The following is a 21070-nucleotide window of genomic DNA, read 5'->3' on the forward strand; positions in this document are numbered from 1 at the left end:
AAATTAGGCAAATTTAAATCATTGAAAATATGTTCTGAAACATAGTTGATCTCCCTGATTTGGCAGGGTGTGCTACTTCGATCCCGGCTGCAAGCAGACTGGGCTACGCATTGTGCTATTTCGGAGCAACTTCCCGCAAAAAGACGCGCTCAGGACAACGTGGATGATGATTAAAATTCTTTTAAGTATTCTTTTATCAACTTCATCACTACAGGCTTTTTATCCGCCCAATGTTCCACAACGGACTTATTAACCTGCACGCAATTCTGACTGATCCATGGACTAAGCTGAAAAATTATGACAGGCATTTTGCTCATCGCACATTGGGAAAATTCTTCCTGAACTTTGCGACTACATAAATCCCCATGGCTATAACATTTAATAATTTCATCAGCCATTGCAGACCATCCTGGAGGAGGTTCTGCTCCTAAAAACGATTGGGTCATTAATTGCGGCAGAGCAGTGGTTCTAATCCATTCCAACTGCTTATCATTCACAGCTCTAATACAAAAATCCCTGTTTAGGACCGTATTGAGTTCTTTCGCAATGACCTTTACTTTGTTCATGTCAGGACAATCAACGGCATAGAGTAGGGATGCCCAGACACTGAATACAACAGCCAAGACTAAACGTGGTAAATAACTCATTGCTATTCCAAATAAACGTTAATACACCTTGGCTGGTAAGGTCTTGATATTAGGATCTTTAGAGTAAGCCTCCAAAATGTCATTCACCAACTGATCTATAGCTCCATCCTTTTCCTCTTCTTCGATCAAACCGCCTCGTTCTTTCATTCCAGCCAGGCGTGATTCCAGTTCTTTAGCTATAGAACCATTAGGAAATAGAGCAGCAAGCAAGCGTCGGGCTTCCGCTGGGCCCAGGTGTCGGTATAAATGGTTCCTGACCGTCGCATCTTCTGCTGTAGTACTAAAAGCCCATAATTCTACCGGTCCCAAAGTCAAGGTGAGTAATTGGACGTTCACCCCGGTTTTTGTAGCGAATTGCGCCAGGAACGTAGCTCCACCTTGCCGCGGACCATGAACCCTGTTTCGTAACGCTACTTTTGCAGTTTCCGACAGCCCAAAAATAGAAGTAGTCTTTTCAATAGCCTGAGAAGGACCCGCATCCATAATGTAAATAGAGGTGGCAAAATCAATCATCACGGGATCAAAGTCATCAACTGACTGGGAGAGCAAGGCGATTTGCACCTTCCATTTACGGCCTTCCCGCATGTCAATAATCACTTGTTCCCGGACTGCCGCTGATTTGGAGGTACGATGGAATTCATCATAAACAATACGCTTATGGTCTTCTCTAATCTCAAGCACCCGCTCTTTATGATATTCTTTATATTGCTCTGGTATGTTATTTAAACTTTCTTCAGTTAAGTAATAATGCCTTGCCAAAACATAACGAGCCAGCATGTACATGACGGCTGTTTGCCTGTCGGCAGCATCACCACCACTTTTCGCTACCTCATCGAGGTCTAAAGAAACAACCCTTGCGTCACCAATATCAAAACTGCTGACTCGCGACAAAATGGGATACTCACGAACTGCAGCAGAAATCATGCGCGAAAACGCGTTAATTAATGATTCGCCTGTTGGCGCAGTAACTTTTTCGTATAAATCTTCAATAGATGGCGTTCTGCAAATGGATGCGGCATCAGCAAGCAAAGGCATAGCATAGCGTTGTGCCAACATGGCTTCATGCACAAAGCCAGCAGAATAGAGAGAATCGGTAACTTCCCACCAGGTCGATTTGGAATCACGAACAAATCCTATTTCTTCCAGGATGCTGTCAATAAACTCTTCCACGCCGGGCGCATAAGGAGTAGGGTTGAATTCATCAGCCATACTTTTATACAGCTCATCAACTACCATACCAGCCAAATCGGGCATACCGTCATAGGGTTTAGCCGCACCTAAGGGAGTTGTTAATAAGGTCATGAAGTTAACCAGGAATGATCGCTCCAGTGCGGTGGGAAATCGACAGCCAAGTTGAGTATCAAAAGGGTTAATCGAATATTCTGGTGTCATTCTTAGGCGATGATAGGCTACCAAATGCCTTTTTGATGCAGGCAATGCCTCTTTAAGTAACGAAATCAGGCCGCTACTCGAAGGACCAATATCAATAATCGCAATTCTGGGTAATCGCTGCAAACCACCAGATAGGCACAAGGCCAAATTCAGCGCATTAGACAATACAGATTTACCCGAACCAGGACGCGCATAAACCAAATCAATCCAGGTTGTTTGCTCCGTTGAGCCGGGCTGGAAAGGCCAGGGCTTACCATCAGGAGAACGATACAGTAATGCTCCTGTCTTCCAGGGTGATGCCGGGCGTGTTATCGGCAACATGGTAATCACATCAGACAATGGGGCAACGGAAGGAACTGCAGCGCTATTAAGGGTTGCTCCCAGCATGGTAGACACGAATCCGGCGAAGGGATCCCCACAAATTTCAGACACGTCAGTTGAACCCCAACCCTGAATTGCCTTAACCAATTCGGAACTGCGCCGCCTGAGTAAAGGTAAATTACCGTCAAAAGCCCAGGTTGTAGCTACAACTCGCAAGCGTACGATAGCTTCATCGGTATTTAACTGTAAATACTTAAGTAAGTTTACCGAGTCACTAATCAAACGATTTTGCGCTGAACTAAAACTCAAAATGGCGGATAAAAGCCCTTTCAGTTTTATAGTACTCAAACCCTCGCTTTCGATAAGGAATGAAATTTTCCATGGAACGTGTGAAGGTAAAATACGGGAAAACAAAGTTATAAATGGCCTGACATCTTTGGGAAACAAATCAACATAGGTAGAAGAATAAATCTTGTCACCCACCCTGACCGTACGTAAATCAATTGTCTCTGCATCTCTGGGAATTACCTGCCTTGCAAGGGACGGCCATAATAAGTCAGAAGGATCTCCTTCAAAATTGTTTACTTCACGAGCAGGAAGATTGTCGCCGGGTAACGTAGCGCGCCAGTCGTCGGCCGTGTAATCTGGATCAGCGGTCATGCGTATGGCATGAATTGCTTCATGTACATTAAGAAGTTTTCCGATAATACGCAAAGCATCTAAATCATTAAGAATGGCTCGGACATAAGCATCGTGGGTATCACGCAACTCAGGAATTGCCGCAAAAACTGTTTGTGTGTTTTTAAACGGCGGCAGTTTGGCATCTTTAATGATTTTCATTTTGGTTTTAGTCGCCACCTTTAATTGATCGCTTGATAAATTAAAGGGTCTGGTGATCAAAACAAAATAGACACGCTCCTCTGCACAATATTGTGATAAATAATCCACACGTTCTTCGAATAAATCAGATAAATTGAGTTCTAGCCTTTTTGCTGTTGCTTCGGCAGGATCGTAAACATCCTGAATTACTTTCTTAATATTTTGTTTATCATGGCTAAAGTAGACTTGCAACGCATGGCCTGGTCTGCTCATAGCTCCCTGAAATGCGTTATTTAACCCCTCAACCAAATGCTCAAATTCTTCAGCACCAGCCAGTGCGGTTATTCCTTCGATTTTTAAAATGGATAATAAAGAACCATCATGATTGACTAAAACATGTTCACTATCTGCTGTTTCCAGATCAACGTAAGACTCCGTTGTTTGCTTTAGAGAGGTGCTTAACCAGGCAAAAAAGGTATCAATACCTTCAAAAAACGATTCTGACCATTTAGCCATCCCTTTTCCCCAAATTTTAATTACCAAGAGTTTTATTTGAACCTGTTAATAAACCTGCTTTAGACAGACTCACACCCATTTTATTTTAGTTAATCCGCAATTTCTTCCAAAGCGCTGGCGGCCCATTTTTCTATTTGTTTACGGAATTTTGCTCGAGAAGGAAGCAAACATATATTTTTAAACAGTTGAGCACTGGTTTCGTTATTATTAACGCCCGAATCAATCATTAACTGGCCAAAAATAGCAGGATCACTCGTTCCTTCACCAAATTTTTCTTCTATGATCTGTGAACGAAATTTAAAACTTCTATAAATATTCTGAGCACTGGACTTGTAGCCTGTATCATTGGTTATAGCGCAAAATAAAACATGACATAAGCTGTTTAATTCAGGCTGGGTTATTTCCGGCAGATATATCAGCGTTCCTCCGCCATATCCTCCAACCCCAACAGATTCGATAAAAAAGCATTGGGCGCAAAAGCAACATGCGGTAACCAGATTAGATAACCTGTTATTGGTATAGTCGTTATCAAGATTTACTATTTCCTGATATAAACGTGCCTGGAATCCACAAAATTGACAGGTATAACGATCCCTATGAAATACTTTTTGTTCATATGCTTTAAAACGCTCATCGACTTTTCTGGCTGAATATAAGCGCCAGGAACCCGGTGTAGCAACTAATTTTAATTCGCAGCGTTCTTGGTTACCCGCCATCTTTTCGGCTCACATAGCTTAATTGGTACACTAGTATCTTTAATAATAGTCTGGTTATGAAATTATTGCTGTTCACTTAGTGGTTTTAACAGAATCTGGTTCTACACCAAACAATCCGGGTGATATCTGGAATATCACCCGGTTATTTGCGTTTAAATTAAGAACCACTCTTATACACTGTACCGCCAGGTCCTGCTGTTTGGCCACCACTTGATCCGAACATGGTAGAACCTGTTACTCCAAGAATTGAAGGGAGGAACAGTAAGGCCGCAGCAATAAACACCAAAGCAATTGGGGTTCCAATTGGAATTTGGGTTGGGTTATCCTTATGCTGCTTGAATTTCATAATCGCACCAATTGAGAAGCCCAAACCAGCCAGGTAGGAACCTGCTGTGATAAGTTTCGCCAGACTTGTAAAAGATTGTGTTATCGAAGAGGCCATCCCCCCAATAGTCATATTACCTGCAGCCGCTTCTTGGCTTACAAGAGCAAGAAGACCTAAACAGGCTGCGCTCATTAACCAGTACTTATAACCTGATTTATTAATCATCTTATTTTCCACTATTTTCTCCCAATATAAAATTAGTTTAACCGGTTCCATATAAAGTATTATTAATCATACTGATAGTACCTACAATATTGATCGCCAAAATCCCGCCAAACACGTGAATCAAGCCTTTTCCCGTACCTCCTGGGGGTTGCCCCTGAGATGCAGAGCGGGCAATTAACACCCACCCTCGCACAAATGCAATTAACCCGATCACCTGAATTAGCATTACTAACGGCCCTCTCACTACACTACCACTACCAAAAAGCGTATCCAGTGCCTGATTGCCGCCTGCAGGTGCATATTGCAATATATTCTGATCGCCAAAGGTAGATTGCAGCAAGGTTCTAAACGAGGTTGGGAAATAGATTAATATTGCACCTACTATTAAATAAATTATAGGTTCTTTTACACTGGCACTATTGGACATCATAGTACGAGCTTCCCCATAAACCTTTAAACTGTATATGGCCTTAAACAAAAAGGCACAGCCTATAAGATAGGCTCCCCCTGTGATCAAACGTTCAACTGGAGCTAATGAATTGGCAAGATTTGTTAATATATCCGCCTGACTCGCTATCCAGCAAGCAACAGTACCACCCGTACAAGTCGGACCAGCCATATATGCCTCAACTATCTTCTTGACTAAACCTTATTACTTGCCCGGAGCTGGTTAAAATGCGACCCTGCATTGAGTCAATTAGTTTAACCACTCCATATCCTGCAATTTTTGTCCCTTCTCTTACTGTAATTGTAGAACCATTTGAAGCAATTAGCCATGCGCGACCCGGGATTACTGCCTGAATATTGTAAGTAAGGCGCGGTTGGGTAGCCCGGCGCACAACAGGACGAATCTGTTTTGGCTGTGTTCGCGCCATCAAGACACCAACCTGCTCTGATTGTCTTGCTAATTGTGTCGAAAGATTACCAATAACCTGATTCAGATTTGCTATCTGATTATTAAGATTATTTATATTGTTGTTAATCGTATTAACCTGATCACTCACATTGCTTAGTTCAGAGCGTACACTTTGCTGAGCGACTTCCAGAGCAGCTACTTTTTGCTTCAGGTCAGGGTCACTTGCAGTCACAACTGGCTGCACTTGTTGCACAGGAACCGGAGTTACCGTAGTTGTTTGCACAGGTTGTGAGGGTGTAACCTGGGTCAAAGGGGGAATAGTTTGTTTGGGTACTGATTCAGATTTATCCGAAAAAAACATCGGTCCAATAAACTTATAAAGCAGCATAAGGCCAACAACAACTGCCACCACTATAAGAGCATTTCGCTTAATGTCCTTTTTTTCAGGATTTGTTCCGGCAGTGTTAGTATAGCTTTTATTTAAGCCACTATCCGAATCATCCATAGGATCATTGTCTAGTGAATCCAATTCTGCAAATTTATATTCATCATTATTTTGATCGTTATCTGCCATTATCGTCTGCCATCAAATTAAATAGTTGTTACATCCTGAGTAAATAAAATTCCTAAACCCGTTCCTGAATATACTTCAACAGTAGTTGGCGTGTTAAATAGCTGCTGAGCTTGCTGGCTCCAGCTTTTACCCACTGTTGCCAAACCAATTACTGCGTTTTCAAGGGTAGACCGCCCTACACCGTTAGACACGGTAATATTGTTACCTCCACCAGTACCACCAATAGTCACTGTCGTGTTTGCTGACTGGAAGGCATTACCAAAGCCTTCAATGAACGAAGAGGCGAACAGAGAACCATAGCGCATCAGATAGTGATGATTCGTGCGGCTTGATAGTGCAGTTCTTGCTGTATTGGGATCAATTGCAAATGCAGAAATCGAAGTGGTTTTTGCTGCTCCAGGGACAGACATGGTATTGAAAGTAATAACCATCTTGTTTGCATTTGAGGGCAAGTTAAAGCTGCCTATCAGTTTCGTTCCTTTTAATTTACCTGACACTACAGTTGCTAAAATTGGGCCAGGCTCATCGCTGTTCACTGATGTATCCAGTACAGCAAAAAGGATATCTCCTGTTTTGATAATTGACTTTTGAGCAGAAGAACCACCTAAGTTGGAACCATTAGTGCCATCATCACCACCATTTCCGCCCTTGTAATTGCTAAGAGGTAGGCCTGTTACAGGATCTACTGGACCTCTATTTTTTGATCCGCTTGCAGACGAACTTTCTTCTTGTTTGTCTTCTATAGAACTCGCTACATAGGTCTGAGTATTTACTTTCTTCCAATCCTGAACTGCTTGATTCGCGGCCGACAACATTTCTGATGTACGTTGCTGTATTTTTTGCTGGTATTTTTGCTCAGCCATTTGCTGGTTTTGTTTATTTAAAATATCCTGAAGCTGCTGATTGTTCGCTGCCGCCTGAGACTGTGCTGCCTGTTGATTCTGACCAGCAAGAGTCGGAACACCAGTCAGGTTAGAACTGCTTTGTTGCAAATCCGGATTTTGTAAACCGGCAACACTTGACTGATCGGCAGGAAAACCGGCGTCCTCAAGCTGACCATCAGTGAAGCCAGCATTTTTAAGGTCTGCTTTAGAAAACCCGGCATCCTTAAGTTCCGAGGCAGTGAAGCCCGCGGCTTTTAGTTCTGCAGCACTAAATCCGGCATCCTTCAACTCTTTGGCTGAAAAACCTGCAGCTTTCAATTCTTTAGCAGTAAAACCAGCGGCCTTAAGTTGTGCCGCAGTAAAACCGGCATCCTTTAATTCCTGAGCATTAAAACCAGCCGCTTTCAAATCCGCAGCACTAAATCCGGCATCTTTCAATTCTTTGGCACTAAAACCAGCATCCTTCAAATCCTTGGCACTGAAGCCTGCTGCTTTTAATTCAGCTGCTGTGAATCCAGCATCTTTTAACTCTTTAGCGGTGTATCCGGCAGCTTTTAATGCCTGCGCAGAACATCCCAGCGTTTCTTTTATAGTCAGCGCACTGACGCCAGCTGCGCGCGCTTTTTTCAATGAATCAACACTACAATCTGCACTTCGGCCATCTGCAATGATGCTGGCAGGATTTAATCCGGCATCTTCCAATTGCCTGGGCGTAAATCCTGCGGCTAATAATTCTGCTGGGGTAAAGCCTGCGTCAAGTAAAGATTTTGCATCAAAGCCCGCAGCTTTCAAGGCTTGAGCGCTACATCCATTTAAATCTTTAATCCGTTTTGCAGAAACTCCTGCAGCAAATAACTTTTTCAATTTATCTGGATCACAGCCTGCAGCTTTCACATCGGCATCAGATAAAGGGGTAGCTGCGCTGATTTCCTGCGGTGTAAAACCTGCGTTCGCAAGATCCGCATCGGTAAAACCTGCTGCCTTCAAAGCCTGGGCACTACAGCCAGCATATTGTTTGATTGATGCAGCACTCACACCTGCTTCCCTTTCTTTAATTAAGGCATCGACATCACAACCTGAATTTTTAACATCAGCAGGGGTTATTCCTGGAGGCAAGTCTCCCTGAGCGGCTTTAATTTGAGCATCTGTATAACCTGCTTTAGCAAGATCTGCAGGTGTAAATCCAGCATTAAGTAAATCTCGGGCAGTAAAGCCTGCTGCTCTCAACTCTTCAGGTGTAAAACCTGCTTTCCGTAAATCAGCGGCACTAAAGCCCGCGTCTTTCAAATCTTTAGCGCTATAACCTGCAGCCTTAAGTTGTTCTGCACTGCATCCACTAATCTTTCTTATTGCAGAAGCACTCACTCCTGCCTGACGTAATTTGGTTAATGCAGCAGCACCACAGCCAGCATTTCTAACGTCGTCAGCTGTAATGCCATCGGGTAAACCACTGGCTTTTGCTATTTCAGCATCTGAAAAACCTGCACCTTTTAATTCACCATCAGAAAAACCGCCATCCTTCATTTCCTGAGCAGTAAATCCGGCATTCCGTAATTCACAGGCATCAAAACCGCAGGCTCTCAGACGGCCTGCAGAATATCCCGCATCTTTTAATTGTCTGGCATTGTAGCCAGCGGCTCGTAACTCTTTGCATGCGCAGACTGGTTCCAAATCCTGAAGTCCATAGCCGCTATCCTTTAATTGCACACAGCTACATGCAGATTTCAAATCACTTAGTTGCGCTCCTTCATTAACTACTTTACTGATAACCGCCTTACTGCAACTGCCGTTTTGTAAATCTTGTATCCAAAGACTTCTTTGAGCCCCTTCATCATCTTCTCGGGCCAAAGTACTGAAACCGACACCACTTTGCCCACCCTGAGAGCCTATGACACCAACCCCTTGCCCTAAAGCCTGAGTACGAATGATGGTAGGTATGGCACTGCCACCAGATTGTTCCGCCTGCTGTGCCTGGGTGACATTCTGTTCTTCCTGTAATTTTGCGTATTGAGCGGTGGGATCAAGCACACCAGGTATTGATTGGATTCCGCCAGGGGCACTACTTACCGCAGCTGATGACAAAGGCCCTTCTGTCGAACCTCTAAGCTTAAAGTAGCCTATGGTTACAGCAAGTACCAATAATATCACTGTAAAAATGATAATGACCCGTGTGCGGGTATTGGAAAACAGTGACTTTAAATTTTCTTTTCTGCTTGCCATTTATTTATAACCCTTCTACCTTGAGCTGCATGACTTTACCATGCCAGGATACCAACAACACCGGAGATTTCTGCATTTCATAAGCATGCATTCCATCTGCACTGGTCATACTTGCTAACCAGCCCGGCGACAATACGGTGAGATTTGTTCTGACATACATTTTTTCGCCTAATAACCAGCCACGAGCATCACCACCACTCACGACTAATCTTTTGCTTCCTGGCGGCGGTACCCCATCAAGAACGTGGAGTAATAAATCGCTGGCTGACGGCGGAATCCCTTCTTCCATAGGCATGCTTTTAGCATTTGGACCGTAGCCTTGTACCCGCAGATCCACCCGATAATCAACCGCTTTCTGACCGGGAATTAAAGTCAGCATGACTGGGGTATTCAAACCCCTCAGACGTACAGCCAGGTTACCGTAATTATACAATTTCATCGCTTGAATCATTAAAGTATTGCTGGTTTTATCCCACTGAATATTAAACGCGCCTGGATCGCCCAAATCATAAGCAGCAATAGGCCAGGGAGCACCTGTTGAATCTAAAAAGACTAAAGACGACACAAAGCCTTGTGATAAACGAATCACCGGTGGTGTCGAACCAGGTGATAAATTAACAAACTGAGATGTTGCTGTAGGCTTGGGAGGTGTTCCAGCTGTTGATGCCTGAGCATATTCAGAAGTGTTATAAATTTGTTTTAAACGTACAATCTGCTCCGGAGTTAATGGATACAAACTGCGTGTCATATCTTTAAATGCTTTATTATCAATAACTTCAGTATCGTTTTGACTAATTCCCTGACTGTCATTACCTGCAGAATTCTGTGTCGGCTTTGCCTGAGCAGGTGTATTGGATGGATTCGCTGGATTACTATTTTGCGCTGCCTGGGGCATTACCGGCATACCCGCATTGCCACTCATTACGGGCTGGCCATCTTGTCCCGGATTTTGTGATAATTTCTGTTGCAGCAGACGTAATTGTTGTAATGCCTGTTGGGCGTCATCTGATTGAGGAGCTGCATGGATACCTAAGGCAATGGAGGACAGCAAGCCTCCAATGGAACAATATTTAAACAAGCAATTCTTTATATTCATCATTAGTTTACCCCACCACTAGCAGGGCCAACTACGAATTGAGATATCCCTATACCTCGAGGAGAGTTCAGGGTTGATACTCGCGTAATCAACATGGTGACCACATTATTTTGCTGAGTGAATTCGCTGGCACTCTGGTAAGTAACCAGGATTGGCATTTGCACGCGCCAGGAATAATTTCCATTCAGCACCCCTTTTTGCAGAATAATCGGTGCTCTGGTCGCCACAGCAGAAACAATCAGTTTTTTCGCTTTTACTGCATCCAGGTTATTTGACTGTTGTAATGCATTGAGGAATTGATCCCAGCCATCGGCAGTAAAGAATCCTGACGACGCTTGCAATTCGTCTCTGTAGTTTACGAAGTTATAAGTAAAGGCAGCAATCGCAGCCTGGTTAGCCCATTGTAATACCGCTGAGTCTGATTGATTGGGTTCATCTAATGGAAACAGAGGAGTAATGCGACCATTGATGCTGGTTGCAAAATACTTGGGCGCTGGCGGGTGTGTCAGAATATAAACCAACATAGAGGCCAAAACGATATTAACGATTATAGCAACCAAAAGCGCTAATATAACCTTGCGCTGGCTATCTTTATAAAACTGATTTCGTAAGGCAACTACTGTTAAGGCATCTTCAGCCATAATATCCTCTATTTATTGCGGTATGACCCTTGGCGAATCATCTGTAGGCGGATCAGGATCGAGTAAAGCCTGTGATGATTCATTAGGAGTCGGCATCGATTTAAGTTTAATCGGGGCAGTAACTCCGCTTGTCGCATAATAATCACGTTCAGGCAGATTTATATATAAATAAAACATATAAATGCCTGTTATACTACTTAAGCAAAGAGAAATAATTAATATCAATAAACCACGTCTGTATATATGGACGTTAAAATTTTTATTCTCCTTGATTAACCGCCATGATTCCCGACTCATTCATTCCTCGATTATGCAACAGCACGTCTAAACGTAATTTCTACTCGAGCATTAGGAGATGCATCCCCACCCTGAATAAAGCTTACTATAGGTTTATCACTACCCAAACCTTGTGTAAAGATAAAACGGCTGTCAATTCCCCGCGTCCAGAGATACTCACCGACCACTCTTGAACGCGCTACAGTCAAGGCACGCTCTCTTTGAACAGAAACATATTTGCTACTAAAACTGGTCACATTGATCGCTACTTTACGAAATTGCTTAAGAAAGCTTGCTACCTGGTTTAACAATCCGTAAGAAGCCCATTTTAAATGCGGGCTTTGCTCTTCGAACAGGGCATTGGCAGGAATACTGATAAGATAGTCCTGTCCTATAGTCACAACTTTTATGCCCCTTTTATTAAAAGAAGTCATCATTTTATTGATAGTGGCGTCACACGCGCCTTCTACTTTACAAGGTAATTTGGGATCTTCAGGCTCAGGAACATAATTTTCTGAGCGATGACAAGCACTTACCAAAAGTAAGAAAATCAATCCGAAGATTCGAATCGATATAATAATGTACTTAGCAAGCACTGATTTCACCCAATATCCCCATTTTTATAAAACAGACTTCGATGTCCAGTTATCTTTACCTTGAGAGAATAAAAACACACTAATGATTACGTTACAATGAATCACAAAAAATTGCTATTTTTTTAAAAAAATTATTTAACCAAATCAAATGGCTTAGTATTTTTTTGATCGATTATGGAAAAAATACGGACAACTAACAGGAACGCCATCCTGCATTGCACTCCCAGAAATCATCCTGAGCGCGTCTTTTTGCGCGAAGGCTCTCCAAAAATGAGTACCGTGCCCCCTTCAGGAGATCCTTCGCGCAAAAAGACGCGCTCAGGACGACGTGGATCAGGGAATGAACCAGGAGCCGTAGCCCGGTCTGCTTGCAGCCGGGAATGGAGACTTTTTAGAACTCTGGCTGTGTAACGATCGTCAGTTTCCCGGCTGCAAGCAGACAGGGCTACGCACCTCTGAGAACACCATCCGGGATTGACTCCGACGTCTCTCAGCTTGTCCGCTGGAGCCAGGGGTTCAGCAGAAATACTGTCCCTGCCAGTATCACTGTTCCGCTTCCTCACGGTCGCGGCTCGGTTTTCGTGCGTTCGTAGATACTTCATCGTGCACCGGAAACCGAGCCGCGACCGTGAGGAAGCGGAATTTTTGTTGCGGCACAGAGACTGATTAGCATTGGTGGAGGACATAAACCAAGAGGTGATCAAGAGACGGCTGCTTGCAGCCGGGAATGGGGGCTTAGTCAGAACATCGATTGTGTAACGAGCGTCAGTTCCCGGCGGCGAGTAGACCGGGCTACGAATAGTGCTAAAAACTTAAGTAACGTTAAGAAGAGTGTTTATCCAGTCGTTACTTCGATGCCGTTCGGGCTGAGGAAGCGCGATAGCGCTGTCTCGAAGCCTTGGCATGCGCTATGAGATTAAGAGAAATCTTCTTCTTTCTTGTTATTTACCCTGGTTCGTTCATCAGCAATACGAGTCGATAAAGTTCGGACTACCTCAGTCAGATCAGAAGGAGCAATCACATCGCGCTCTTCAGGTGGATAACTGGTTGCCATTTGGAAATCTTTTATTAATTCATTCGCCACAGTACCTGCATACTTATCTTTGGCTCCAGCTAACCGCTCAATCATCATCATTTGATTTCTTGTTTCATTAATCGGCAGTAAAGATTCAGAGAAGGTTGCTTTATCAATAGCTAAAATAGGCAGTGAGTTAGGTGTCACACGCAAATTACTGAAAATGGTCAATGCACCTTCCACTTCCTCTTCGACAATATCTTCAACAGGTTCTGGCTCATTATGGCCATGGAACGCAATAAGAGCAGCCACACCGCGCTCAATAGGCTCCTCAACCGTAGATTCCCGCAATGCTTTGGTAATTAAAGTGATTTCTTCATTCTCTACCACTTTATCAATGCTTAATTCACCGCTATCCAATATTTTCTTAAATGAAGTCAGCTGCTTTTGTAACTTCATGAGATAATCATCTGGTGGCGGCTCAACTTTCAGGAACTGATTAATTTTTAGCTGCTTAACCGGTTTGGGATTCGCATAAAACATACGTGCACGAACGATTTTGGATTTGAAGAAGATATGTGCTTCACCTTCAGTTTGTTCTTTTAAATCCAGCAAATCCACTCGTGATCTCTTTTCAAATGAAGAACTCTTGGTATCCATGTAGCTGTTAGCAATACTGGTATCCTTGGTTTGAAATGAGTCAACCTTGGTTACATAAGCTTCACCCGCAGTTTTTGTAAAGAAGTCCCAGGTTTCGGTCGGATCTTCAAGCTTCATACAAATTTTAATGTTGGTGTTCGCACCAATGGATGCCGCCTCTTCTTTTGATGCCTTTTGGAAGGCTGGCAAATCCTGTCCCGCAAAAATGGCCGAGAAACCAAGCGAACGTGCCTGAGCAGGAACCACAGCAAAGCCCTGTACGGCATAGTATCCATACTCGTCAAGAATACACATATAAGGAGTTGGGGCATTGGTTGGCTTTCTTAAAATAACATCCCTATAATCCCCTTCCACTTCTTCACCAAGTCCCGCAGCCATCATGGCCTTCAACGAAGAAACAATAATTTTGCCCAGGTTTGATAATTCATCGGGAGATTTTTCCAGTGCGGGCAGCAGTACGACAAGAATCCTGCGATTCAAAACTACGTCTTTAAAATCAACTTCTGCCAAATTGGTACGGATGATATGGCCGTAAGTATCCGCCAGAGATGAAAAGCTTCTTACCAGCTGCATGGTGATAAAACCATGTTGCTCAAGTACCTGTGATACCTGTTTTCCTTTTTTCTCTTTATTGTAACCAGGCAGAGTATTTAAATAGTTACGTAAGGGGTCAGTAACCAGCTTGGGAATTTGTTCAATATTAACACTTTCCTGATCATCGCGAGGAAAAATTTTATCGATGACTATAGATTCCAGGCGTTGTAAGTCAAAATAGTTTCGAATAGAGTTGGCATCAAGAAGAATAGCACCGTCATCTCTCATATAAACAAGCAAACGCATAAGCGCTTCAACGAAGGCAATCGCCCTTCCTTTCCACATATCGCCATCACCAGATTGCTGGGAAGACCCCATGAGGCTCACCACCAACTGGGTTAACATACTGGATGAACCCTGACAAAAAGGATTTAAGGTATTAGATAAACGTTTTTCCTGCGGTCCGACAATATCGCGAGCACCTGTCATGAAATTGATTAAGAGCAAATCATCTTCACGCCCCATGCTTCGTACCATAGAGAACACCTTGGCATACAGAGAGTTATCGCCTTTACCATCCACATAAATAAATCCGCTGCCCTGAACCAGAGCATTATAAGCAAGAGACACCAAGGCTTCTGTTTTACCACTACCGGTAGATCCAAAGATCAAAGCATGTGTTCTCATATCATCATTGGCGAACCAAAGCTCTTCCCCGCTTTTTCGGTCATTACCAAAAAAAGCAATACCACGGGCGGTATTCGGTTTATTAATGCCAGGTTTTAAATCGTTATAATCTTTCACCCGTGAAATAAGTGGCAAACGAAAAGGCAGTTTTTGCTTTCTGGTATAACTGTATAAAAAAAACAAGCTGCCAAGGAGCATAAGCAAGGTAGCCGCTTCAGAAAAATAATAAGCAGCGGCCGACAAAGCAAAAAGCAATATCGCAATATTTGTAGGATCGGCAAAAAAATCTGCCAATCTTTGGGTTAAGGTCCGCGTATCCCTGAGAAGCAGGGTTGGATCTAACTCATGACGTGAATCAATACCGCGCATCATGGCTCTAATTCTCCCATTTGACGAGGGGTTAATTTGATTTCTTTTATGGCAATTTCCAATGCTCTGATTGCTTCATCTATCATCGGTACCAGAGAACGTCGTCCCATTTCTTTCTCTGCACGCCAATGAGCAAATGGCCCCGCAACTTCTGCATAAGGTGTTTGTCTGCCTATACAATTAAGCATATACCATAATCGCCTGTCTATGGGCTTTAACCATAGAAATTCTGCACTGGGGACGACCCCATCATCGCGCGCAGCTTCAAGCAAAGAACCTAAAACGGTAAGCATGTATGCATGCTTTGAAATAACTTCCTGAACCAATTCAGTATTTTGATATTTTTTAATCACAGGCTTGGCAACGGAAAAATCCGGTTTTCCTGCAACAAAGGTAGTATCCAATACTTTTAAAATATGATTCGCCGCATCCCTGTCTCTATTCATGCGCGCTATAAATACTGCTGCCAGTGCATAAGCTTGTGGTGAGCACCGTTCAAAACCATCCCAATAAGGCCCCAACTGCATGGTAAATACACGTTTCGCATCACCTTTTCGGATTCCTGCTGTCATTTCCTGACCTGGTATAGGATTATCCAACAGGGCATCATCTTTTCTAAGCAAATTATATTTACGGGCAAACTCCATTGGTGTCATAGCCATGGCCCAGGGACCTTTATTGACATCCTCACTGACCAGATCTTCTTTGACAATTGGCATAATAGCTGGCCAGTTAAACTGTTCCTGAGCCCTTAATGTTTTCATATCATGAGCTCTGCGGAATTTTAAAGTAATGTTGGAGCGATAAAGGAGTATGGCTAAAACAATCAAGACGCCAACTACTGGATAGCGCATGAAATCACCCACTTCACGTGTCATATCCACCAGAGTATTCCAGTCAACTCCAGCCGGATCCATAGTTTGCATTTGGAAAATACGTTGCGCAAGCTCTTGATTATTAATGAATAAATTTACCAGCTTTGCCTGCCAGATATTAATCTGAAACACAAAATTGACTATATACTGATGTCCAAATTTCCAAATAAAAAAACAGGTAATAAACAACAGAATGATAATCCATACTGGAGCCATTGAGTTATCGGAACCTGGTTGCTGTTGTTGCTGAGCCATTGATGCAAACTTTTAATTGGGTTATTTAATTCAAGTATACTCAAGAAACGTGAAAATGCTATTCAAATCAATTGCAATATATTAAACGAAAGCAGTCAATAGCTGAAATCAGGAAATTTTAACCAAGCGACCGCGCTCGTAACGATAAACACCTGAAACATGAACAAAACGGCTTATGTTATCCAGACTTAATGTTTTATCTTTCAGGCTGAGTAAGGTTTTTCCCAGTTTATCTACCGGAGCTTTATCTGCAGAGAGGGGCAAAATATCAAACTGATTAATGTAGATCGCTACATAAGCCTCATTTTGCTTGTTTTCTTTCGTTTTCAACATGGCCTTGATGTCTGCCTCATCGGCATAAATAGGGCGTGAAATCATTTGTCTTGGTAAATTAATAACGATCTTTTCCCAGGATTGGATATTCACCCCGTCTGCAGAATATAAAGACACATAAATTTCTTGCTGACCACTTCTCAGAGCAATACGATTCGCCAAATGGGATTCTGCTTTTAACTGGGCATGACTGCTGGCACCTAACTGATTTAAAAAATCATCACGCACATCAGTCAGGTTTTTACCAATCACTTTTAGAAAGTTGGATTTCTCCCATGGCCCTTTTTCAATAGCATCATTCAAGGCTTTTAAAATAGCCTCATTTTGTTCATCTGAGAGTCGATCTTTCATAACATTAATACTTAGTCTTAGGGCACGATGCCCAAAATTTGAGAAGCATATATGAAGTATAACAGCATTTAAATAAAATCAATGAAAGGAATCAAAATTATATACTGTTAAAAAGTAGATGGACCATAGTTTCTGGTAACGGATTCAACCGCATCGTTTACATCATTTGCAGTTGATTTGGTCGGCTCAAGAGGAGCACGCAAATCCACGCAGCACTTTCTCAATAGGTCAACTGCCATGCGATAATCAGGATCGCCTGATTTTAAACTGAATGCTTTTTCTGCATTTTTCAAAAGTGCTTCAACACGGTCTATCACAGAAGAATGCACAAATGCCGGAGATACTCCTGCTTTCTCATTCGTTATCGGAGCATGAAAGCCATACCTGTTGATTTCGCTTTGATCTGCCATGTTACAACTCCCAACTCATACGTATTATGAGATTAGTTTAACAAAATAAATTCCTGTCTGGCTTCATTTTATAAAGATCTTTCGAATTCTTTACAATTGACTGTTCGCCTTAATCATACATTAACTCATCCAGAGGAGTATAGTCACGGCTTGGGCCTCCCTGGATTAACTCGTTCACGACATCAGTCATACAAAGCAAACGTAACACATTGGGCGTCACTTCATCAAATACTACCCGGATACCCAATAAGGCTCCTTCTGCTTCATCATAAGTTGCCCCTAATCCATACCCCAAACAAAGCGAGCATAATTGATCTGCCCGTTTGGATATAGCCGGCAATAAACCGGTATCTGCAAAGACTTCATCATAGCTTACGAATCGATCGTTCAGATAAAATTTGGCATTCATGCTCGCGGCAATAGTTGCCATACATTGACTGATATTTCGTTCCATTTATCTCCACCAAGGTTGTGAAGACTTGACATTTCCTGCTAAAAAATTTCTTATCCAGCGCAAAAAAACAGGGACTGTAAAGCCATAGTGTTCAATAATGCCAAAAAATACGGCAGAAACCAAAACCAATACTCCAGTCCAGACCCTGATATGCATCAAAAATAAGAAAATTGGAAATGCAGCTCGGGCGTCGACGATAAAAAATCGTGCGCTACGAGCAGAATCACGCCAATGACTCGTTGCTGCAAATTCTCCAGCCATCCCAAACCTTAAAAAAATTTTCTCTATAAAAAGTATATACCCAATATGGCGGGTAATGCTAGTAGGCTTTCCAGATCCCGTCGTCGTCAGGACGACGCAGATCTGGGAATGGCACAGTTTTGTAGCCCGTATTAGGCGTAGCCGTAATACGGGAATGAATTGATTGCCACTTCATCCCGTATTACGGCTGGCGCCTAATACGGGCTACAAACGGGCACCATGCCTCACTCATGACAACGTGGATCTGAGAGCTGTTATAGAACCGGGATCGAGATGCCTTTTATTGATCAAATGGAGTAAATTCTTTGTTAAATGATGGACCGAGTATATTGGAAAGTGCTTGCGCCATGTCAGAGCCTGGCTGTAATTTGGGGGTATCAATAGGATCAGCTTCCTGAACATCAGGACGATTGGATTTTTTCTTTCCCTGCAGTTTGCTTAATATTTTAGACGTACTGTTAACCATTAAGAGTTCCCTGCTAAACTGATACTTTACGAAGATATCATAAAAAGCTTAAGAAATTATTAAGAATTAATTAATTTTTTATCTTTTAAGTCAAATACAGGCCAAAAATCACCGCCAAACTGCACCAGCGTTAGAAATCAGCCCGGATAATTTCGGAATAAAAACACTTAATTGCTCTTCATCATAAGGTATTGTCTTCAATGCAGGTTGCCATATTCCCTGTGGCCATAAGCAATCCGTAGTACTCCGCGCAACAACATGAACATGCAATTGGGATACTATATTTCCCAAAGCACCTACATTCAATTTGTCTGGTTTAAAATAGTCTGTCATTAAACGCGAGAGTTGGTTTATTTCTTCCATAAGCTGAATGCGTTCGTCTTTATCCAACTGATGAATTTCCTGAATATTGTCTTTTCTGGGGACTAAGATAAGCCAGGGAAACTGCACTTCATTTTTTAATAATACCCGTGACAAAGGCCAATCGCCCAGAGTAAAACAGCTAGACTGAATTCGCTCATCAATACAAAACAAAATTACCTCACTTTCTCTTTTTTATTGACATTGTAGCAAAATAAAATCGTCAAATTATACCTTAGCTGGAGAAATTTTATTAAATCTATTGAGTAATGAGCCCTTTTTGCGTTATGTTGAATTGACCTATTACAAAATAGGCCATTAACAATTGTCATTTAAGGACGAATGCAATTGATCAGCTGACACCCCAAATGTCAGTCGACGATCGAGAAGCTTTAGCAAAAGGAGGATTTATGGCTAGAGGCGAAGTCAAGTGGTTCAATAACGCCAAGGGTTGGGGCTTTATTATTCCAGAAGGTGGTGGTGAAGATATTTTTGTTCATTTCTCATCCATTCACGGTACTGGATACAAAACTTTAGTTCCAGGACAGGCAGTTACTTACGATGTGGAAAATGGCGAAAGAGGTCTACATGCCTCTAACGTTGTGGCACTGAGTGAGGCTACTGAAGAAGAAATGGCTTAATTTGATAAACACTTCCCGATTCTGTGTGCTTTAAGCAAGATTGAGCCAAATGGAATAATTCCAGTTTTGCCAAGAGAGTAGAAGTGCACAGAACTACAATATTCAGGTATCATGGCCTTATTGAATTTAAGGTCGGAATTTACTGATGCAAGAAGGTTTGTTAATTATTAATCTAGGTACACCCAGTCATCCAGACAGAAAGGCAGTCAGGGCCTATTTAAGTGAATTTCTTACCGATAAACGAGTCATTGATTTGCCTGCTCTCATACGTTATGTACTCGTTTATGGCTTTATTCTGCCATTCAGAACAAAACAATCCACGCACGCTTATCAATCAATATGGTCAGAACAAGGCTCACCGCTACTGTGCCATAGCCAAAATCTTGCAAGCCAGCTTCAGGCCAGGTTGAGTCCGGAGTTTAAAATTGCCTTAGGAATGCGTTATGGCAAGCCTTCAATAAAAACGGCATTGGATGAGTTAAAAGATTGTGCGTCTATTACCGTACTGCCTCTCTATCCGCAATATTCGTCAGCAGCAACAGGATCATCTATTGAAGAAGTAATACGTCTTCTTTCCATGCAGGAAGTGATACCTTCCTTGAACATCATCCGCGATTTTTATCAACACCCAGGCTACATTAAAGCGCAGGCAGCCCTGATTAAAGAGAACCTTGGCGAAGACCAGCATCTGATCTTTAGTTATCATGGCCTTCCTGAGCGTCAAATCAATAAGAGCGGCTGCCATACTGTCTGCAAAGAAAGCTGCCCTCCTGTCTCAGTTACAAATCAGGGATGTTATAAAGCACAATGTTATGAAACAAGCCGACAGTTAGCAGACGAATTACAGTTACATACCGGCCAATACAGCACCTCTTTTCAATCTCGCCTGGGTAAAACTCCCTGGATAAAACCCTATACAGATGAAGTGCTTACCGAACTTGCTGCGCAGGGAATCAAAAATCTTGCCATTTGCTGCCCTTCTTTTGTTGCAGACTGTCTGGAAACATTGGAAGAAATTGGCCTGCGTGCAAAAGAACAATGGATAGAGTCAGGTGGAAAAGAGTTTAATCTGATCCCATGCCTGAATGACTCTCCCGCATGGATTGAAGCTATTATCGATATTAAAAAATGAGAGGGAGCCCCGTTGCCTTCCCCAAATCCACGTCGTCCTGAGCGCGTCTTTTTGCGCGAAGGATCTCCAAATATTAGCACCATGCCGGTTTCAGGAGATCCTTCGCGCAAAAAGACGCGCTCAGGACGACGGAGATCGAATAATATAGCCTCCAGATTTCATT

General features: G+C 42.6%; 21 protein-coding genes. 2 read left to right on the forward strand and 19 right to left on the reverse strand.

Annotated features, from left to right (window positions below; genetic code table 11):
* Window positions 1–170 precede the first annotated feature (170 nt).
* From B094_RS0106765 to B094_RS0106860, 19 genes are all read right to left on the reverse strand, one after another.
* Complete coding sequence (locus B094_RS0106765; protein WP_018577049.1) at window positions 171–647, reverse strand: hypothetical protein; 477 nt, start codon at window positions 645–647, stop codon at window positions 171–173.
* A gap of 18 nt (window positions 648–665) precedes the next feature.
* On the reverse strand, window positions 666–3695 hold the full coding sequence (locus tag B094_RS0106770; RefSeq protein WP_018577050.1) for a virulence protein IcmB: 3030 nt from the start codon (window positions 3693–3695) through the stop codon (window positions 666–668).
* Between the two features lie 89 nt (window positions 3696–3784).
* Window positions 3785–4411 carry a type IVB secretion system protein IcmJDotN gene (gene icmJ, locus B094_RS0106775; RefSeq protein WP_018577051.1) on the reverse strand — a complete coding sequence of 209 codons (627 nt, stop codon included), beginning with the start codon at window positions 4409–4411 and terminating at the stop codon, window positions 3785–3787.
* Window positions 4412–4568: 157 nt separating this feature from the next.
* Complete coding sequence (locus tag B094_RS0106780) at window positions 4569–4961, reverse strand: DUF6750 family protein (protein WP_018577052.1); 393 nt, start codon at window positions 4959–4961, stop codon at window positions 4569–4571.
* Window positions 4962–4998: 37 nt separating this feature from the next.
* On the reverse strand, window positions 4999–5580 hold the full coding sequence (locus B094_RS0106785; protein ID WP_018577053.1) for a hypothetical protein: 582 nt from the start codon (window positions 5578–5580) through the stop codon (window positions 4999–5001).
* 7 nt (window positions 5581–5587) lie between these two features.
* Complete coding sequence (gene icmG, locus B094_RS0106790) at window positions 5588–6391, reverse strand: type IVB secretion system protein IcmG/DotF (protein WP_018577054.1); 804 nt, start codon at window positions 6389–6391, stop codon at window positions 5588–5590.
* 17 nt (window positions 6392–6408) lie between these two features.
* The gene (gene dotG / locus B094_RS0106795) at window positions 6409–9495 is read right to left on the reverse strand and encodes a type IVB secretion system protein DotG/IcmE (protein WP_018577055.1); all 3087 of its coding nucleotides are present in this window, start codon (window positions 9493–9495) and stop codon (window positions 6409–6411) included.
* Window positions 9496–9499: 4 nt separating this feature from the next.
* Window positions 9500–10594: a DotH/IcmK family type IV secretion protein gene (locus B094_RS0106800; protein ID WP_018577056.1), complete on the reverse strand. Its 1095-nt coding sequence runs from the start codon at window positions 10592–10594 to the stop codon at window positions 9500–9502.
* Window positions 10594–11232, reverse strand: coding sequence for a type IVB secretion system apparatus protein IcmL/DotI (locus B094_RS0106805; RefSeq protein WP_018577057.1), 639 nt, complete (start codon window positions 11230–11232; stop codon window positions 10594–10596). The genes B094_RS0106800 and B094_RS0106805 overlap by 1 nt, the downstream gene beginning before the upstream one ends.
* 12 nt (window positions 11233–11244) lie before the next feature.
* Window positions 11245–11529 carry a type IVB secretion system protein IcmM/DotJ gene (icmM, locus tag B094_RS0106810; protein ID WP_026253921.1) on the reverse strand — a complete coding sequence of 95 codons (285 nt, stop codon included), beginning with the start codon at window positions 11527–11529 and terminating at the stop codon, window positions 11245–11247.
* An 11-nt stretch (window positions 11530–11540) separates the two neighbouring features.
* Window positions 11541–12113, reverse strand: coding sequence for a type IVB secretion system protein IcmN/DotK (gene icmN / locus B094_RS0106815; protein ID WP_018577059.1), 573 nt, complete (start codon window positions 12111–12113; stop codon window positions 11541–11543).
* Between the two features lie 907 nt (window positions 12114–13020).
* Complete coding sequence (locus tag B094_RS0106825; RefSeq protein WP_018577061.1) at window positions 13021–15372, reverse strand: TraM recognition domain-containing protein; 2352 nt, start codon at window positions 15370–15372, stop codon at window positions 13021–13023.
* Entirely contained in the window at window positions 15369–16499 is a 1131-nt protein-coding gene (icmP, locus tag B094_RS0106830; protein WP_018577062.1) for a type IVB secretion system coupling complex protein DotM/IcmP, read from the reverse strand. Before icmP ends, B094_RS0106825 begins: the two co-directional genes overlap by 4 nt.
* A gap of 108 nt (window positions 16500–16607) precedes the next feature.
* Complete coding sequence (icmQ, locus tag B094_RS0106835; protein ID WP_018577063.1) at window positions 16608–17183, reverse strand: Dot/Icm secretion system protein IcmQ; 576 nt, start codon at window positions 17181–17183, stop codon at window positions 16608–16610.
* A gap of 107 nt (window positions 17184–17290) precedes the next feature.
* Window positions 17291–17593, reverse strand: coding sequence for a hypothetical protein (locus tag B094_RS0106840; RefSeq protein ID WP_018577064.1), 303 nt, complete (start codon window positions 17591–17593; stop codon window positions 17291–17293).
* Between the two features lie 109 nt (window positions 17594–17702).
* Complete coding sequence (locus B094_RS0106845; RefSeq protein WP_018577065.1) at window positions 17703–18047, reverse strand: type IV secretion IcmS family protein; 345 nt, start codon at window positions 18045–18047, stop codon at window positions 17703–17705.
* Complete coding sequence (gene icmT / locus B094_RS0106850; RefSeq protein ID WP_018577066.1) at window positions 18048–18308, reverse strand: IcmT/TraK family protein; 261 nt, start codon at window positions 18306–18308, stop codon at window positions 18048–18050. It abuts the gene before it with no gap.
* 280 nt (window positions 18309–18588) lie between these two features.
* A complete protein-coding gene (locus B094_RS0106855) occupies window positions 18589–18774 on the reverse strand; it encodes a hypothetical protein (RefSeq protein WP_018577067.1) in 186 nt (61 codons plus the stop codon).
* 108 nt (window positions 18775–18882) lie between these two features.
* Window positions 18883–19308, reverse strand: coding sequence for an HIT domain-containing protein (locus B094_RS0106860; protein ID WP_018577068.1), 426 nt, complete (start codon window positions 19306–19308; stop codon window positions 18883–18885).
* Between the two features lie 236 nt (window positions 19309–19544).
* On the opposite strand from B094_RS0106860, the gene B094_RS0106865 reads away from it, so the two are divergent.
* Complete coding sequence (locus tag B094_RS0106865; RefSeq protein ID WP_018577069.1) at window positions 19545–19775, forward strand: cold-shock protein; 231 nt, start codon at window positions 19545–19547, stop codon at window positions 19773–19775.
* 145 nt (window positions 19776–19920) lie between these two features.
* Complete coding sequence (gene hemH / locus B094_RS0106870) at window positions 19921–20907, forward strand: ferrochelatase (RefSeq protein WP_018577070.1); 987 nt, start codon at window positions 19921–19923, stop codon at window positions 20905–20907.
* Window positions 20908–21070 lie beyond the last annotated feature (163 nt).

Source organism: Legionella shakespearei DSM 23087 (genome assembly GCF_000373765.1).
GTDB lineage: Bacteria > Pseudomonadota > Gammaproteobacteria > Legionellales > Legionellaceae > Legionella > Legionella shakespearei.

Excerpts from the sequence above, each read along its gene's own strand:
- icmM (WP_026253921.1), bottom strand. The coding sequence starts at position 11,529 with ATGAGTCGGGAATCATGGCGGTTAATCAAGGAGAATAAAAATTTTAAC.
- B094_RS0106770 (WP_018577050.1), bottom strand. The coding sequence starts at position 3,695 with ATGGCTAAATGGTCAGAATCGTTTTTTGAAGGTATTGATACCTTTTTT.
- hemH (WP_018577070.1), top strand. The coding sequence starts at position 19,921 with ATGCAAGAAGGTTTGTTAATTATTAATCTAGGTACACCCAGTCATCCA.
- B094_RS0106785 (WP_018577053.1), bottom strand. The coding sequence starts at position 5,580 with ATGGCTGGTCCGACTTGTACGGGTGGTACTGTTGCTTGCTGGATAGCG.
- B094_RS0106840 (WP_018577064.1), bottom strand. The coding sequence starts at position 17,593 with ATGGCAGATCAAAGCGAAATCAACAGGTATGGCTTTCATGCTCCGATA.
- B094_RS0106865 (WP_018577069.1), top strand. The coding sequence starts at position 19,545 with ATGGCTAGAGGCGAAGTCAAGTGGTTCAATAACGCCAAGGGTTGGGGC.
- B094_RS0106855 (WP_018577067.1), bottom strand. The coding sequence starts at position 18,774 with ATGGTTAACAGTACGTCTAAAATATTAAGCAAACTGCAGGGAAAGAAA.
- icmT (WP_018577066.1), bottom strand. The coding sequence starts at position 18,308 with ATGGCTGGAGAATTTGCAGCAACGAGTCATTGGCGTGATTCTGCTCGT.
- icmP (WP_018577062.1), bottom strand. The coding sequence starts at position 16,499 with ATGGCTCAGCAACAACAGCAACCAGGTTCCGATAACTCAATGGCTCCA.
- icmQ (WP_018577063.1), bottom strand. The coding sequence starts at position 17,183 with ATGAAAGATCGACTCTCAGATGAACAAAATGAGGCTATTTTAAAAGCC.
- icmJ (WP_018577051.1), bottom strand. The coding sequence starts at position 4,411 with ATGGCGGGTAACCAAGAACGCTGCGAATTAAAATTAGTTGCTACACCG.
- B094_RS0106780 (WP_018577052.1), bottom strand. The coding sequence starts at position 4,961 with ATGATTAATAAATCAGGTTATAAGTACTGGTTAATGAGCGCAGCCTGT.
- B094_RS0106805 (WP_018577057.1), bottom strand. The coding sequence starts at position 11,232 with ATGGCTGAAGATGCCTTAACAGTAGTTGCCTTACGAAATCAGTTTTAT.
- B094_RS0106765 (WP_018577049.1), bottom strand. The coding sequence starts at position 647 with ATGAGTTATTTACCACGTTTAGTCTTGGCTGTTGTATTCAGTGTCTGG.
- B094_RS0106845 (WP_018577065.1), bottom strand. The coding sequence starts at position 18,047 with ATGGAACGAAATATCAGTCAATGTATGGCAACTATTGCCGCGAGCATG.
- B094_RS0106800 (WP_018577056.1), bottom strand. The coding sequence starts at position 10,594 with ATGATGAATATAAAGAATTGCTTGTTTAAATATTGTTCCATTGGAGGC.
- dotG (WP_018577055.1), bottom strand. The coding sequence starts at position 9,495 with ATGGCAAGCAGAAAAGAAAATTTAAAGTCACTGTTTTCCAATACCCGC.
- icmG (WP_018577054.1), bottom strand. The coding sequence starts at position 6,391 with ATGGCAGATAACGATCAAAATAATGATGAATATAAATTTGCAGAATTG.
- B094_RS0106825 (WP_018577061.1), bottom strand. The coding sequence starts at position 15,372 with ATGATGCGCGGTATTGATTCACGTCATGAGTTAGATCCAACCCTGCTT.